This window comes from Ruegeria sp. CL3 (assembly GCF_056536505.1).
Window position 1 is genome coordinate 244,047 of sequence record NZ_JBQFPT010000008.1, and the last position, 14,402, is coordinate 258,448.

The 14,402-nt window shown below is 56.4% G+C and carries 13 protein-coding genes; 5 read left to right on the forward strand and 8 right to left on the reverse strand.

Translation table 11 applies throughout. The features are described from left to right. Positions 1 to 29: 29 nt before the first annotated feature. The gene (locus tag ACR0NO_RS14080; protein WP_480724385.1) at positions 30 to 1,262 is read right to left on the reverse strand and encodes a urate hydroxylase PuuD; all 1,233 of its coding nucleotides are present in this window, start codon (positions 1,260 to 1,262) and stop codon (positions 30 to 32) included. A 101-nt stretch (positions 1,263 to 1,363) separates the two neighbouring features. Between ACR0NO_RS14080 and ACR0NO_RS14085 the strand changes: the two genes are divergently transcribed. Beyond that, positions 1,364 to 2,278, forward strand: a complete 915-nt coding sequence (locus ACR0NO_RS14085) for a LysR family transcriptional regulator (protein WP_480724386.1) — start codon at positions 1,364 to 1,366, stop codon at positions 2,276 to 2,278. 12 nt (positions 2,279 to 2,290) lie between these two features. Here the strand turns inward: ACR0NO_RS14085 and uraH are convergent, their stop codons facing one another. After that, the gene (uraH, locus tag ACR0NO_RS14090; protein ID WP_480724387.1) at positions 2,291 to 2,644 is read right to left on the reverse strand and encodes a hydroxyisourate hydrolase; all 354 of its coding nucleotides are present in this window, start codon (positions 2,642 to 2,644) and stop codon (positions 2,291 to 2,293) included. Positions 2,645 to 2,790: 146 nt separating this feature from the next. Between uraH and puuE the strand changes: the two genes are divergently transcribed. Together puuE and ACR0NO_RS14100 are read left to right on the forward strand one after the other, a co-directional pair. Further along, positions 2,791 to 4,203 carry an allantoinase PuuE gene (gene puuE, locus ACR0NO_RS14095; RefSeq protein WP_480724388.1) on the forward strand — a complete coding sequence of 471 codons (1,413 nt, stop codon included), beginning with the start codon at positions 2,791 to 2,793 and terminating at the stop codon, positions 4,201 to 4,203. Further along, a complete protein-coding gene (locus ACR0NO_RS14100; RefSeq protein ID WP_170666600.1) occupies positions 4,200 to 4,685 on the forward strand; it encodes an ureidoglycolate lyase in 486 nt (161 codons plus the stop codon). The genes puuE and ACR0NO_RS14100 overlap by 4 nt, the downstream gene beginning before the upstream one ends. Positions 4,686 to 4,858: 173 nt before the next feature. Here ACR0NO_RS14100 and bhcD read toward each other — a convergent pair whose 3' ends face one another. The 4 genes from bhcD to bhcA form a co-directional block, all read right to left on the reverse strand. Next, positions 4,859 to 5,824 carry an iminosuccinate reductase BhcD gene (bhcD, locus tag ACR0NO_RS14105; protein WP_480724389.1) on the reverse strand — a complete coding sequence of 322 codons (966 nt, stop codon included), beginning with the start codon at positions 5,822 to 5,824 and terminating at the stop codon, positions 4,859 to 4,861. Between the two features lie 111 nt (positions 5,825 to 5,935). Further along, complete coding sequence (gene bhcC, locus ACR0NO_RS14110; protein ID WP_480724390.1) at positions 5,936 to 7,099, reverse strand: 3-hydroxy-D-aspartate aldolase BhcC; 1,164 nt, start codon at positions 7,097 to 7,099, stop codon at positions 5,936 to 5,938. Positions 7,100 to 7,141: 42 nt separating this feature from the next. Then, positions 7,142 to 8,110, reverse strand: coding sequence for a beta-hydroxyaspartate dehydratase BhcB (bhcB, locus tag ACR0NO_RS14115; protein ID WP_480724391.1), 969 nt, complete (start codon positions 8,108 to 8,110; stop codon positions 7,142 to 7,144). Then, positions 8,110 to 9,300 carry an L-aspartate--glyoxylate aminotransferase BhcA gene (gene bhcA / locus ACR0NO_RS14120; protein WP_480724392.1) on the reverse strand — a complete coding sequence of 397 codons (1,191 nt, stop codon included), beginning with the start codon at positions 9,298 to 9,300 and terminating at the stop codon, positions 8,110 to 8,112. Before bhcA ends, bhcB begins: the two co-directional genes overlap by 1 nt. Positions 9,301 to 9,468: 168 nt before the next feature. On the opposite strand from bhcA, the gene bhcR reads away from it, so the two are divergent. Further along, positions 9,469 to 10,305 (forward strand): HTH-type transcriptional regulator BhcR, encoded by an 837-nt coding sequence (gene bhcR, locus ACR0NO_RS14125; protein ID WP_170675794.1) that lies wholly within the window; start codon positions 9,469 to 9,471, stop codon positions 10,303 to 10,305. A 7-nt stretch (positions 10,306 to 10,312) separates the two neighbouring features. Here the strand turns inward: bhcR and ACR0NO_RS14130 are convergent, their stop codons facing one another. Next, positions 10,313 to 11,155: a bifunctional allantoicase/(S)-ureidoglycine aminohydrolase gene (locus ACR0NO_RS14130; protein ID WP_170639647.1), complete on the reverse strand. Its 843-nt coding sequence runs from the start codon at positions 11,153 to 11,155 to the stop codon at positions 10,313 to 10,315. 543 nt (positions 11,156 to 11,698) lie between these two features. Beyond that, positions 11,699 to 13,543 (reverse strand): DUF3604 domain-containing protein, encoded by a 1,845-nt coding sequence (locus tag ACR0NO_RS14135; protein ID WP_480724393.1) that lies wholly within the window; start codon positions 13,541 to 13,543, stop codon positions 11,699 to 11,701. Positions 13,544 to 14,198: 655 nt separating this feature from the next. On the opposite strand from ACR0NO_RS14135, the gene ACR0NO_RS14140 reads away from it, so the two are divergent. Beyond that, positions 14,199 to 14,402, forward strand: a 204-nt coding sequence (locus ACR0NO_RS14140; RefSeq protein WP_480724400.1) for a sulfatase-like hydrolase/transferase, incomplete at its 3' end; no start/stop codon positions are given.

Sequence of the window (14,402 nt, forward strand, 5' to 3'; positions counted from 1 at the left end):
GCCCTGTATCACCTGCTACACGTCGGGATCTACTGGCCTCTGACTTCACGCACCCATGCGATGATGGTCTGACGGGCTTCATCGTCCATTTGAACCGCAGCTGGCGGCGGCATCGCGTGGCTGATCCCGGCCTGCAGATAGATTTGATCAGCCTGACGGGCGACATCGCCGGGCGTTTCAAGATACACTTTCTTGGGCGCCCATTTCATTGTGCCGTAGACCGGCTCGCGTGCGTGACACATGGAGCAATTGCCAAGAACCGAGTCATAAGCGGCCTCGAACCCCTCGGCCGAGGCGAATTTCTGTTCATAGGGTGTCAGTTCGCGCGCTTCCGCATCTTCCCATGTCTCGCCGGACCGGACCGAGGACAGCCATGCAATCGCGATCATCAGAAGGACCGTGACTGCCCAGGTCCAATGAGGGCCTGTTCCAGTCGCATGCATCGTGTTGAAGTAGTGGCGAATGGTGACCCCGGTCAGGAAGATCAGGCTTGCAATGACCCATGAATACTCGGTGCCGAAGGCCAGCGGGTAGTGGTTCGACAGCATCAGGAACACGACCGGCAAGGTCAGATAGTTATTATGGGTCGAGCGTACCTTGGCAATCTTGCCGTACTTGGCGTCCGGTGTCCGACCTGCCTTGAGGTCTGCGACCACGATGCGCTGGTTCGGCATGATCTGAAAGAACACATTGGCCGTCATGATCGTTGCGGTAAACGCCCCAAGATGCAGCAGCGCGGCCCGTCCGGTGAATATCTGGTTATAGCCCCAGGACATGATCACCAGGATCACGAACAACAACAGCATCAGAATGGTGGGATGATCGCTCAGCTTGGATTTGCACATTTGGTCATAGAGCAGCCAACCGATGGTCAGTGACCCGCCCGAGATCAGAATTCCCTGCCACAGCGCCAGATCGACCTTGGTTGGGTCCAGCAGGAACAGCTCTCCTCCGACCCAATAGATAATCATCAGAAGCGCGGCGCCGGACAGCCATGTGGTGTAGCTTTGCCATTTGTGCCAGGTCAGATGCTCGGGCATCCGGGCGGGGGCCACCAGGTATTTTACGGTGTGGTAAAACCCGCCCCCATGGACCTCCCATTCTTCGCCATAGGCCCCATCCGGCAACGCTGGGTTCGGCTTAAGCATTAGGTCCAATGCGATAAAGTAGAAAGATGCCCCAATCCACGCCATCGCAGTGATCACATGCAGCCAGCGGACGGAAAAGGCGATCCACTCCCACATTACGGCCAGATCATACATGGGTTTGCTCCTAAGATTCTTTGCTTCCGCTCACTCTATGCGAGACTGCTTTGTTCTGGTATTGCTAGCAAAGACCAAGCAGTATCAAAAAATGCAAAAAAATGTCCTATCTAGATAACATCAGAACCTTTGTCCGAGTCTACGAGTTGGGCAGTATGTCCGCCGCAGGCCGTGATCTGAGGGTTTCTCCGGCTGTCACCTCGGCGCGAATATCGCAACTGGAAGAGCATCTTGGCGTGCGGCTCTTTCAACGCACGACGCGTAGCCTGACGCCGACAGAACAGGGACAATCCTTCTATCGGGGGGCTGCTGAGATCCTTGAAGCCGTCGAAAATGCCGAGGCTCAGATCGTCAATATTACCGAGAATCTAAAAGGATCCCTCTATGTCGCCGCGCCATTGGGCGTCGGTCGCAGGCTGATCGCGCCGCAGGTGCCAAAGTTTCTGGCCGAGTACCCCGAGGTCAGTGTCAGGCTGAGGCTCACAGATCGCAAAGTCGACCTGACAACAGAAGGTCTGGATCTTGCGTTTTTCCTAGGGCAGCCCGAGGACAGCAACTTGCGCATTCGCAAGATCGCAGATGTTGAAAGAGTGCTGTGCGCATCCCCAAAATACATCAAAAAACGCGGAATGCCGGCAAGTGGAGACGATTTGATCGCCGACAATCACGAATGCCTCAACCTGCGCTTTCCGGGCGCGACCGAGTTTCAATGGCTTCTCAGGACTCAAACAGGGCCAAAGCGATTCCGTGTCTCTGGCCGCTATGAATCGGACGATGGCGATGTGTTGACGGATTGGGCACTTGCGGGTCACGGGATCGCGCTTAAGCCGATCTTTGAGATTGCACAGCACCTTACGGCCGGAAATCTGGTTCCGGTCGCAACAGAAACGCCGCCGGAACCCATTCAGATGGCGTGTCTGTTCACACACCGTCGTATGCAAGACCCCAAAACGCGGCTTTTCATGGAGTTCATCATAGAGCGTATCGGATCCTCGATCGCCGCTGCGAACACCTAGAGCGACAAGGCCTCAGCTGCCGCGGTAGGTCGAGTATCCAAAAGGGGAAAGAAGCAGAGGCACATGATAGTGAGACTGTTCGGACATCCCGAACCGGATCGGTATCACATCCAGAAAGCGAGGGTTCTCGGGCGGCGTGCCCGACGCGTCAAGGTACGCGCCGGCATAGAAGATCAGCTCAAACTCGCCCGTTGAAAACTCGGATTGCGGCAGAATCTGTTCGTCGGTTCTGCCGTCGTCATTTGTTACCAGTGCTTTCAGCAAGGTGCGGTCTGTGCCATTGATGCGGTACAGCTCGATTTTCAGTCCTTCGGCGGGACATCCCCGCGCAGTATCCAGGACATGTGTGGTAAGGTAACCGGTCATTTGTGCCACTCCTAAAGTTGCTTATTCCTTAGTCTGTTTTCTCGTCCGAGGGCAAAGCCAGACTATCCGAAGCTGCTTTTCGTATTTTTTGAAAAATTTCTTTGATTGTCCGGAGTATTGAGGAACTCAAGAAGAAGGAAACAGATGTGAAGCCTTATCCACGAGATATGACCGGCTATGGCAGTCAAATGCCGAAAGCCAACTGGCCGAATGGGGCCCGGATCGCGATTCAGATCGTATTGAACTATGAAGAAGGTGGCGAAAACAACATCTTGCACGGTGATGCCGCTTCCGAGGCGTTTCTGTCCGAGATCACCGGCGCGGCCCCCTGGCCGGGGCAGCGACACTGGAACATGGAATCGATTTACGAATACGGCAGCCGTGCCGGGTTCTGGCGTGTTCACCACCTTTTGCAGGACCTGCCTGTGACCGTTTATGGCGTGGCGACCGCTCTGGCACGTGCCCCGGCGCAGGTTGCGGCGATGAAGCATGCAGGCTGGGAGATCGCGAGCCACGGGCTGAAATGGATCGAACACAAGGATATGGATCCGCAAGATGAGCGTGCCCAAATCCGCGAAGCCATCCGTTTGCATACGGAAGTCACCGGCCAGCCTCCGCGCGGTTGGTACACGGGTCGGTGTTCCATGAATACGATCGATCTTGCCGCTGAAGAGGGTGACTTTGCCTATATCGCGGACAGCTATGCCGATGATCTGCCCTATTGGATCAAGGCAGGGCGCAAGGATCAGCTGATCGTGCCCTATACGATGGATTGCAACGATATGCGTTTTGCGATTCAGGCCGGATACACAAATGGCGAGCAGTTCGAAAGCTATCTGAAAGACAGTTTTGACATGCTCTATGCCGAGGGCACGGTGGGTATGCCGAAAATGCTCTCGATCGGGTTGCACTGCCGCTTGATCGGTCGTCCGGGTCGCGCCATGGCGCTGAAACGCGCGCTGGACTATTTCAGACAACATGATGGTGTCTGGTTCGCGACGCGTGAACAGATTGCCGATCACTGGGCAAAGGAACACCCGCCGATGCAACGCCTCACCCCGTCCGAAATGGACCAGCCTACCTTTGTGTCCGAATTTGGCGGCGTGTTCGAACACAGCCCATGGATTGCCGAAGGCGCGTTTGACCTTGAACTCGGACCGACCCATGACAATGCGGCCGGTGTCCACAATGCGCTTGCGCGTGTATTCCGCACCGCCACGTCCGAACAGCGCCTTGGCGTCCTGACGGCGCACCCGGATCTGGCGGGCAAGCTTGCCGCCGCCGGGCGGCTGACCAAGGAAAGCACGGCGGAACAGGCCGGGGCCGGTCTGGATATGCTGACAGATGAAGAACGCGAAACCTTTACCGCGTTGAATGAGGCCTATACCACCAAATTCGGCTTTCCCTTCATCATCGCCGTCAAGGACAACACGAAGGCCAGCATCTTGGAGGCCTTTCACCGCCGCATTAACAGTGATCGGGACACCGAGTTCGACGAAGCCTGTCGTCAGGTCGAAAGGATCGCCGAGCTGCGCTTGATCGAGAAGTTCTCGGAATGACCATCGAGCTGAAGCTGCAGCCCCTGACCTCCGATTCCTTTGCGCCGTTTGGAGATGTGATCCAAGCGGGGGGTGAAGTGGACAAGTACATCAATCAGGGCAAATGCGCCCGCTATCATGACCGCGCGGAGTTGGATTTCCAGGACGGCCGCGCCGGGATCAGCGTGTTCCAGTCCGAGGCTTTCAGCCTGCCGATCAGGTTGGATATGATGGAGCGTCACCCTGAGGGCAGCCAGGCGTTTCTGCCATTGTCCGAAAAGCCGTTCGTTGTGGTTGTGGCCCCCGATGAAGACGGAAAACCCGGCCACCCGATTGCGTTCAAAACTGCGCCGGGGCAGGGGGTGAATTATCACCGCAACACGTGGCACGGCGTGCTGACGCCGCTCCATGATCCGGGGCTTTTTGCGGTCGTGGATAGAATTGGAACTGGATCTAACCTGCAGGAGCATTGGTTCGAGATACCATTCCTTGTCGTCGAATAGATCGTCTTAAGATGCGCAGGGTATCGCAACTTCCCTGCGCATGAGGCTGGCAATCCAGCGAAAATTCAACGCCTAGCAAAATCTTCCGGGTGGAATGACATTGGCCGGGGCACGAACCCCGGCCGTTGCAAACCGAGGGGCGACTTGCCGCTCGGAAACAGGTACCAGCGAGGTCAGAAATCAACCTCGATAGCGATCCCTCTTTCTACGGCAAGGTCGACCACCGCTGCAGCCACCGCAAGATCCTGCAGGCCAACGCCTGTGCCGTCGAACAATGTGATCTGATCATGCGCCGATCGACCCTCATGCGTTCCATTGATGACCGCGCCAAGCTGAGCGACGTCGCTTTGGCTGATCAGGCCTTCGGCGACGGCGTGCTGTGCCTCGCCAATGGTGACAGATTGCGCGACCTCGTCTGTGAAAACGCGCGCCTTGGCCAACAGGGCGGATTCGACCTCTTGCTTGCCTTTGGTGTCTGTTCCCATGCAGGCCACATGCGTTCCGGGGCTGACATGGTGCGACATCAACGACGGCGCAAAGGCCGAAGTGATTGAGATGATCACATCCGCTTCGGTCATTCCGTCAAGTTCGACCGCCTCAAACGGGACGCCTGCCTCTGCAGCGACTTTCTCGATATTGGGCAGCATTTCCGGGTGGTAATTCCAGCCAATGACCTTTTCAAAGCTACGCTGTTCCAGCGCGGCGCGCAGTTGAAAACCGGCCTGATGGCCCGCCCCGATCATGCCAATCACTTTGGCATCTGCGCGGGCCAGATGTTTGATCGACACGGACGAGGCCGCCGCTGTGCGCAGCGCCGTCAGCAGGTTGCCGCCAACCATCGCCGAAGGTTTGCCGGTGTCGGGATCGAACAGGAAAACCGTGGATTGGTGGTTGATCAACCCGCGTTTCTCAAGATTGTTCGGCCAGTAGCCACCGGCCTTCAGGCCCAACGTCAGGCCGGCTCGGTCAAAACCACCTTTGAAGCCATATAGAGCGTCTTCGTGGCCGATGGCCTCACGCACGACAGGGAAGTTATAGGCATCACCTGCGGCCATCGCCGCAAAGACGCTTTCGACGGCATCAAAGGCCGCTTGGCGGGTCATCAATCCGGCGATCTCACGCTCGGGTACGATCAACATGTCAGTCTCCACTTGGAATTCGTTCGCCCGTGCGCTTGTCCTGAAGGGAGAGGCGGCACACGGGCGAGGCTCAGGCTGCTGTCGAGCCAGATTTCTTTGATTTTTTTGGCCTTAGTAGGCGCGGCCGCGGGCGGATACGGGCCAGACGGCCTCGACCTTGCCGTTGCGCACGCCGACATACCAATCATGCACATTGGCTGTTGGGTCGCAGTGACCCGGCACCAGCTTGAGCTTGTCGTTGACCTTGAGAACACCGTCCGTATCCATCACAACGCCATGCTCGTCCGAGCATTTGATGTACTCAACATCGTCGCGCCCAAACACCACCGGTAAGCCGCTGTCTACCGATTGCGCCTTGAGGCCTGCATCGACGATCGCCTTGTCCGCTTTGGCGTGACTCATGACGCTGGTCAGGATGAACAGAGCGTTCTCCCACTCACCCCGGTCGATGCGATTACCGTCCTTGTCCAGAATGCGACCGTAATCGGCATCCATGAAGGCGTAAGACCCACATTGAAGCTCATTATATACGCCAGAGTTGGATTCGAAGTAGTAGGAGCCAGTGCCGCCGCCCGAAACCAGCTCGCAATCGATGCCTTCGGCTTTCAGGCCGTCAACGGCGTCTTTGACCATCGCAATTGCGGTATCCAGCTTTTCCTTGCGCGCATCAAAGCTGTCGAGATGCTGCATCGCACCCTGATAGGCCTGAATGCCGGTGAATTTGAGGTTGTCGGCCGCCTCGACCGCTTTGGCAATTTCGATCACCTGAGGTGTTGTGGTCACCCCGCACCGTCCCGCTCCGCAGTCGATCTCGACGAAGACCTCAAGCTGAGTGCCGTGATCGACGGCTGCTCCGGAAAGATCGGCGACATTGTCAACATCGTCGACACATACGATGATGCGGCTGCCGAGTTTTGGTAGGCTGGCCAGGCGGTCGATCTTGGCGGGGTCACGCACCTGGTTTGATACCAATACGTCCTTTATCCCACCGCGCACGAAAACTTCGGCCTCTGAGACCTTCTGACAGCACACGCCCACTGCTCCGCCGATGCGTTCCTGAAGTTTCGCCACATCGACGGATTTGTGCATTTTGCCGTGGACTCGGTGGCGCATACCGTGGGCCTTAGCATAGTCGCCCATCTTCTTGATGTTGCGTTCAAGCGCATCGAGATCCAGCACAAGGCTGGGGGTCTGGATATCTGCTTCATCCATTCCGGGCTTGGCCGGAATGTCATAGCCTACTTCGAATGCGTCGAGATTGGTCATATCTTTCATGTCCGTATTCCTGTGTCGGGATTGATGTCTGTTGCGACCGGGTCAGGTGTTAAGCCAGGGCAGCTTGTCCAGATCGACATTGCCACCGGTGATGATCAGGCCGACCCGCTTGCCTTTGAACGCGTCGGGGTTCTTGAGGATCGTGGCCAGAGGCACGGCCGAGGACGGCTCCATCACGATCCGAAGGTGTTTCCACGTCAGCTTCATCGCGTCGATGATCTCTTGCTCCGAGGCCGTGTAGATCTCGGAGACGTGGTTCGAAACGAAGTGCCATGTCAGGTCTTTCAGGGGCACCAACAGGCCGTCAGCAATGGTCTTCGGCGCATCATCGGCGATGATGTGGCCCGCCTTGAAACTGCGATAAGCGTCGTCGGCCTTTTCGGGTTCCGCCGCAATGATTGCGGTTTCGGGCGCCAGGGTGGACAGGGTCAAGCAAGTGCCGGACACCATGCCGCCGCCGCCGATGGGGGCAACCACCGCATCCAGACCATCGGTCTGCTCGATGAACTCGCGCGAGCAGGTGCCCTGTCCGGCGATCACCCGCGGATCGTTGTATGGGTGGACAAAATCCCCACCCGTGGCCGCCTGAACCTGCGCGAAAGTCGCCTCGCGCGAGGTGGTCGAGGGCTCACACTCGGTGATTTTGCCTCCATAGCGACGCACCGTGTCTTTCTTGGCCTGAGGCGCCGTGCGCGGCATCACCACGTTGCACGGAATACCGCGCCTCGATGCGGCATAGGACAGGCACGACGCGTGGTTGCCGGAGGAATGGGTGGCAACACCCTTCTTCGCTTGTTCCTCATTAAGGCCGAACACTGCGTTGGTGGCGCCGCGTACCTTAAAGGCGCCCGGTTCCTGAAAGTTCTCGCATTTGAAGAACAGCTGGGCGCCCGTCAATTCGTTCAGGTAGTCCGAGGTTCGAACCGGGGTCCGTCGGATGTAAGGCTCAATCCGGGCATGCGCTTTGAGCATGTCCTGATAGGTCGGGATATACATGGAGAGGTCCTTCATCATGCAGCGTCCTTCTGAACGGCGGCTGGATGGCCGCGATAGTATTCCTGCGCCGCCGCCACGCCCGAGCCCAGTTGGATGTTGAGGCCCAGATCGACCATGCACATTTCGGCTGTCGCGATCCCCGACAAGGCCATGACGTCGGTCAGGCTGCCCAGATGTCCGATCCGGAAGACTTTGCCAGCGACTTCGCCAAGGCCGACGCCAAAGGCCACGCCGTATTTCTCGGCGGCATGGGTGACGATATCGGTTGCGTTGAAACCATCCGGTGTACGGATCGCGCTGACCGTGTCGGAATAAACCGAGGGGTTCGCGGCACAAAGCTCCAGCCCCCATGCGCCAACAGCGGCACGCACCCCTTCGGCGATGCGGGTATGGCGGGCAAAGACGTTCTCCAACCCTTCCTTCAGCAACATGTCGCAGGCCTGGTTTAGGCCATTCATCAAGCCGACGGCAGGCGTGTAGGGATAGGCGTTGTTTGCGTATCCCTTGGCCATATCATGGACGTCAAAGAAGGTGCGGGGCAGGGTGCCGGTTCTGGTCGCCTCCATCGCCTTCTGGCTAAAGCCGACGATCGCGAGGCCAGCAGGCAGCATGAACCCTTTTTGCGATCCGGTGACGGCCACATCGACGCCCCATTCATCAAAGCGGAAATCCATCGACGCGATGGACGAAACACCATCAACGAACAGCAGCGCAGGATGCCCTGCCGCGTTCAGCGCCTTGCGCACAGCAGCGATGTCCGACTTTACGCCAGTCGCCGTTTCGTTGTGCGTGGCAAGAACGGCTTTGATCTGGTGGTTCGCATCGGCGGTCAAGATCTCTTCGTAGCGATCAGCAGGCAGGCCTTGGCCCCACGGAGTCTCGACGATCTCTACATTCAACCCATGGCGCTGGCACATGTCGATCCAGCGATGGCTAAACATGCCGTTGCGCGCGGCCAGAACCTTGTCTCCGGCGGATAGGGTATTGGTCAAGGCTGTTTCCCAGCCGCCTGTCCCGGTCGAGGGAAAGATGAACACCTCGGCGCTGTCGCTTTTCAGAACTTTCCGAACACCTGCGCGGGCAGGGTGCAGGATTTGCCCAAACAGCGGCGACCTGTGGTCGATCGTGGGCATGTCACAAGCCTTGCGCAGGCTTTCAGGGATATTGGTCGGGCCCGGAATGAAAACGGGGTTTTGAAAGCTCATGGATGGTCTCCTTCCGTCGTTGGAGACATCCTAAGGCCAAGCTCCTTGATTTTAAATTTTTTTGAAAACGATTTTCAAAAACTAATAGTCGCGATTTAAATTATAGTTGTCAGTATCTTATGTTTTTCATATGATGAATTAAAATTTCGAAAAAATCCGAAGGTTCTTATGGTTTCTCAAAAAAATGGTGCTGGCTCCCTTCGCAAAGCCAGGGGAAGGCCGCGGGGTTGGGATGACAAAACGGCTCAGAACACGATCAAATCCCTCGACCGAGCGATGGAGGTTTTCGAGTATCTGAGCGAGGCGCAAGGCAAGTCATTGACGATGCTGTCCGACGAAATGCAGCAGTCCCCGGCCACGGTCTATCGCATCCTTGTCACGCTTGAGGGTAGGGGCCTAGTAGAGTTCGATCCCGTCGAGCAGATTTGGCATATCGGCCCCCGTGCCTTCGTCATAGGCTCGCGATTCCTAAGGCGCACCAGCCTTGTTGATCGGGCAAGACCGGTGATGCGCAAGCTGATGGAAGCCACGGGTGAGACGGCCAATTTAGGCATTCAGAAAGAAGGCTCAGTCCTGTTTCTAAGCCAAGTCGAAACGCATGCCAGCATTCGGGCCTTCTTTCCGCCCGGAACACTGTCGCCCATGCACGCATCGGGGATCGGGAAGGTCCTGCTGGCGCATATGGATGAAGACCGGTTGGACAGATTGCTGGCTTCGGTCCAACTGCAGGCGTTCACGGACCGGTCGATCACGACTGTAGAGAGTCTGAAACAGGACCTAACTTCTATCCGTGCGCGAGGCTTTTCGATCGACAATGAGGAAAAGAACGAGGGCATGCGCTGTATCGCTGCGCCGGTGTTCGACGTGAACGGCGAAGCGGTTGCGGGGATTTCCGTCTCGGGACCTACCAGCCGGGTGCGCGAGAACGGGATCGAACAGCTCAGCCGCCCCGTGATTGAGGCGGGCCAAGCGTTGTCTCAGGCCATCGGAGGAACCGTTAGTTGACTGCTCCCTAACGCCGGTTTGCAGCCGATCCAAGGCGCAGCGGCATGTGTCGGTTTACATCCTTATAAAGCAGGTACCGGAACTTTCCCGGACCACCTGCATAACAGGCCTGTGGGCAGAATGCACGCAGCCACATGTAGTCTCCCGCCTCGACCTCGACCCAGTCATTGTTCAACCGGTACACCGCCTTACCCTCAAGCACGTAGAGGCCGTGTTCCATCACATGGGTTTCGAGGAAAGGGATGACCGCACCGGGTTCGAATGTCACCACGGTGACATGCATGTCGTGGCGCAGGTCATTCGGGTCGACAAATCGCGTTGTCGCCCATTTGCCATCTGTGCCAGGCATTGGAGTCGGCGCGATATCGTTTTCATTCAGCACAAGGACATCTGGAGTGCCCAACCCCTCAACGGCCTCATAGGCTTTGCGAATCCAATGGAACCGCAAGGTGTCATCGGAGTGGTTACGCAGGGTCCAATCGCATCCGGGCGGCAGATAGGCATAGCCGCCGGGGGTCAGCTCATGGCGCGTACCTGCAGCGATCAGCGTTGCGGTGCCTTCGACTACGAACAGAACGCCTTGGGCCTCGGGGTCGGTTTCGGGCCGGTCCGAGCCTCCGCCCGGCTGCACCTCCACGATATATTGCGAGAAGGTCTCGGCAAATCCTGTCAGTGGGCGCGAAATCACCCATAGGCGCGTATCGTCCCAGAACGGCAGAAAGCTCGTCACGATGTCCCGCATGGTGCCCTTGGGGATCACGGCATAAGCATCCGTAAACACGGCGCGGTCCGTCAACAGCTGGTCTTGTCCGGGGTGTCCGCCATGGGGTGCGTAGTATTGCTTGCTCATGTGTGCTCCTGAAGAAAAGCCGTACGCGTTTACGTATGCTCCGGTTCTGAGGATCGAACCAGCCGTAAGGAGGCGACAGCTCTCTCTGCAAAAATTTGATAATCATGATAATTGTTTGGGGATTTTGAGGTTTCAATCAGCGTCAGACGATTTCCCTATTTGATCCGCAAGAGGCAGCGTCACACAAATTTGCGTTGGGACTCACGAGCCATTCGGCTTGTACATAGTCTCAAAAAGCTATTCTCTTACACAGCATACTGATGCGCCGCGCGTCATCACTGACCGGTCAACATAGCGATTTTCTTTGCGTGCCTGTCATCGCCCTTGAGGTGAACCCGAAAGCAGCGAGGATTTTAGGACACTGCAGGAGTTGATCCGTTGAATCGGTAGTGGCCAGTACCGACACAAAGCAGTCCCTCGACTGGAGTGTTTCGATGTCTGCTCGAAGCCCTAGGTGGACGTTCGCACAATCCGACTAGCCCGATGTTGCGGCGACAGTAACAGCCGGATTTTTACGACACCAACATAAGGACGAGTTACATTTCAGCCTTTGGGAGTATACCAAATTGGCGAAGTGTAAGCACGTTCCTGCGTTGACGTAGGCACCTCGGCAGGCACCTCGTCTCCAAACCGAACGGCGTCGTAAATTGTCCACCTCGGAGTGGGAATCTCTAGGACACGGGCATAGTAGAAAGCCCTAACTGAAGGATCGAATTCAGGATCCGTCCAAACACTGATCAGCTCCGGAGACCCTATCGAATTGGTAAACGTGCCCGTTGCAACATCCACGGTGTTCCCAACCGCTGGCAGCTTGCCGTCCGCATCAAGTTTTCGGTCTCCCGACCACGCCACGTCATAGACCCGCTCTTCAGTTTCGCCATTGGCATTTAACCAACCTTTCACAATCTGAACTCGGTCGAGATTGCCGGAAAACGGATCTTTCAGCGCAGCAACCAGGAATGTTGGGGCGTCCGCGCCTTCTGTTGCATCTGCGAGGTCCCCTCCCATCGGAACGCCTTTTTCATATCCTATTTCGGCGGGCAAACGAGACCTTGCATCAGCTTCGGTAAAGTCCCAGCCGCCAAAGAAGCGAACTGCAATTCGGCTGCCGGTCGTCCCATAGACTTCTTTCCGTTCCATTGCGTCGAATATTGCTTCGCGCGTGTTATCTTCGGCCCAGACTGCGGCGTAACCAGACGCTGCCATTTCCCATCCAAGAATTCTTGTCGTATCGAACTCACCAACGACGTGCTGCCAACGACCGGGCTCGGGTTCGACGCCAGAATGTTTGCCAAAGAAGTTGTCTTCTTCCGCCGTTGCCAAAGCGGTATGGCTGTCTGTCGAACCTACCACTCCGAATTTGTATGGATTTGTGCCTAGTTGAGCCTCAAGCTTCAGTCCGTTCTTCAGAGCCTCTCGGGCATACTCGTACTGAAGCATCCAATCCTCTTTGGGCGTTGGGCCGAGGTTGGATTTGTCCCAAGTTTCATAGTCCGCGAACTCATCGTTTGGGCTTAGAAACGGATGCGTTTCTCCGTCACCTTTGATTTGGGTGATCTCATACATCGGCTCCCACTTGGCACGCCGCTCCGCGTAATCTTCTGTCAAAGGCTCACCCGTTTCAGGGTTTGTCTCGACCGGAAACATCAGGCCGTTAGAGACGTTGCCGTTATGAGCAAGGGCCAGTACACGACCACCAGTCTCTTGTTCATATGTTTCCATCCAGTCCCACAATCTTTCCGGATTAAAGGTTTCTGCGGTTGTGAAGGGCAGCATTTGCCGCGCGCGAATGGCATCATCTCGGTAGATCACATTGCGGTGGAGGTTGTTGCCAGCTTCTGTGGACGTCCATTCGTATCCAATGAACGCAGTGAATGTGCCAGGGGCGTTGTGATGATCCGCAGTTTGCGTGAACTCGTCCCATATGGATTGTACAAACCTGCGATCTGAAACAGCCTCGGGCAGAGCATCCCCGGTGATGCCAGCAAAGGTTTCAATAACTTCCATGGTTGCACCCAAAGCGACGTCTCCGCCGGCGTTGAGGCGTTCGTTCCAGTCTCGAAGCGTTGGGTCACGCATCAGTGTGGAGTTCCCCGCCACGATCTCATTCATAGCCCCCATGGCATCAGAGTGATCGGATACGACAAGCCAATCGAGCGGACGCGACAGCTTCACACGGAGGCCATGCGATGTTGTGACTTCCTCACCACGTGCAAACCTATAGGCATCGTCTGGGCTCAGAATGACGCCAAATCCGCGGGCGTCGAGCGAGTTTGACGTGTGCAGGTGAGTGTCACCCCATAGCGGGCGTGTCGGAAAATCTCGACCTGCATACGGCGAAAAATCTGTAGGCGCTGGTTCACGCATATCATCAACTGATATGGTCATCTCTCCAACTTGCCCGCCTTGTGCAGCGTCTTGAGCATTTGAAGAGCTTGCTATGAACGCTGCGGAAACTATTGCTGTCGATGTCTTAAGAAAAATCTTCATTTGAACCTCCCAGCCGAGCTGAATTCTAGTCTATGGCAACATCTGACCCGGCTGTTCGTCAAGGAAAACAAGGGTTTTTTATGTGAGCTTAGAGATTCCGGGTGAGGTTCGACTAGTCCCGGACCGCAGCTTCGCCCAAAACTTTGACGCTCGGACGCGGTGAAAAGCGCACCTACGAGTGGACGTTCTTGACGACTGGTGACTTGGCTCGCCAGTCTTGAAACCGAGATTTTGATCCGAGGCGTTGCCGTAAAGAGTTTGTCGCGAACATTTCTAATGTCCTTATCCGTTTTAATCTGCCTCGGTCGTTTCGGCTCAAGACAAACCCAACATCATATTCATATTTCAAGATAATTTTGGCTGGGGCGAACCAGGGCTCACGGAGACGGCATAATCCGTGTCGCGGCGACCCCCGAGATGGACACCCTCGCTGCGGAAGGATTTCGACTCACGAACTTCATCGTGGGAAGCGAGTGCACACCGTCCTGCGCAGTGCCCATGACAGGACGTTACGGTCAACCATACCGTCCCAGTTGGGGGTGGCGATTACGGTCTGACTCAGTGGGAAATCACAATTGCAGAGATGCTGAAGGTGGTAGGCTACAACACAGCTATGTACGGCAAGTGGAACCTTGACTGGACCGAGGGGCGCTATCCAACGAATCAAGGATTCGACGAGTTTTACGGTGTTGAAACCACGGACGTTACAGTCTGGCGCACGCTTCCGGGATTTGCTGAAGCCAACATGGAAGAGCCA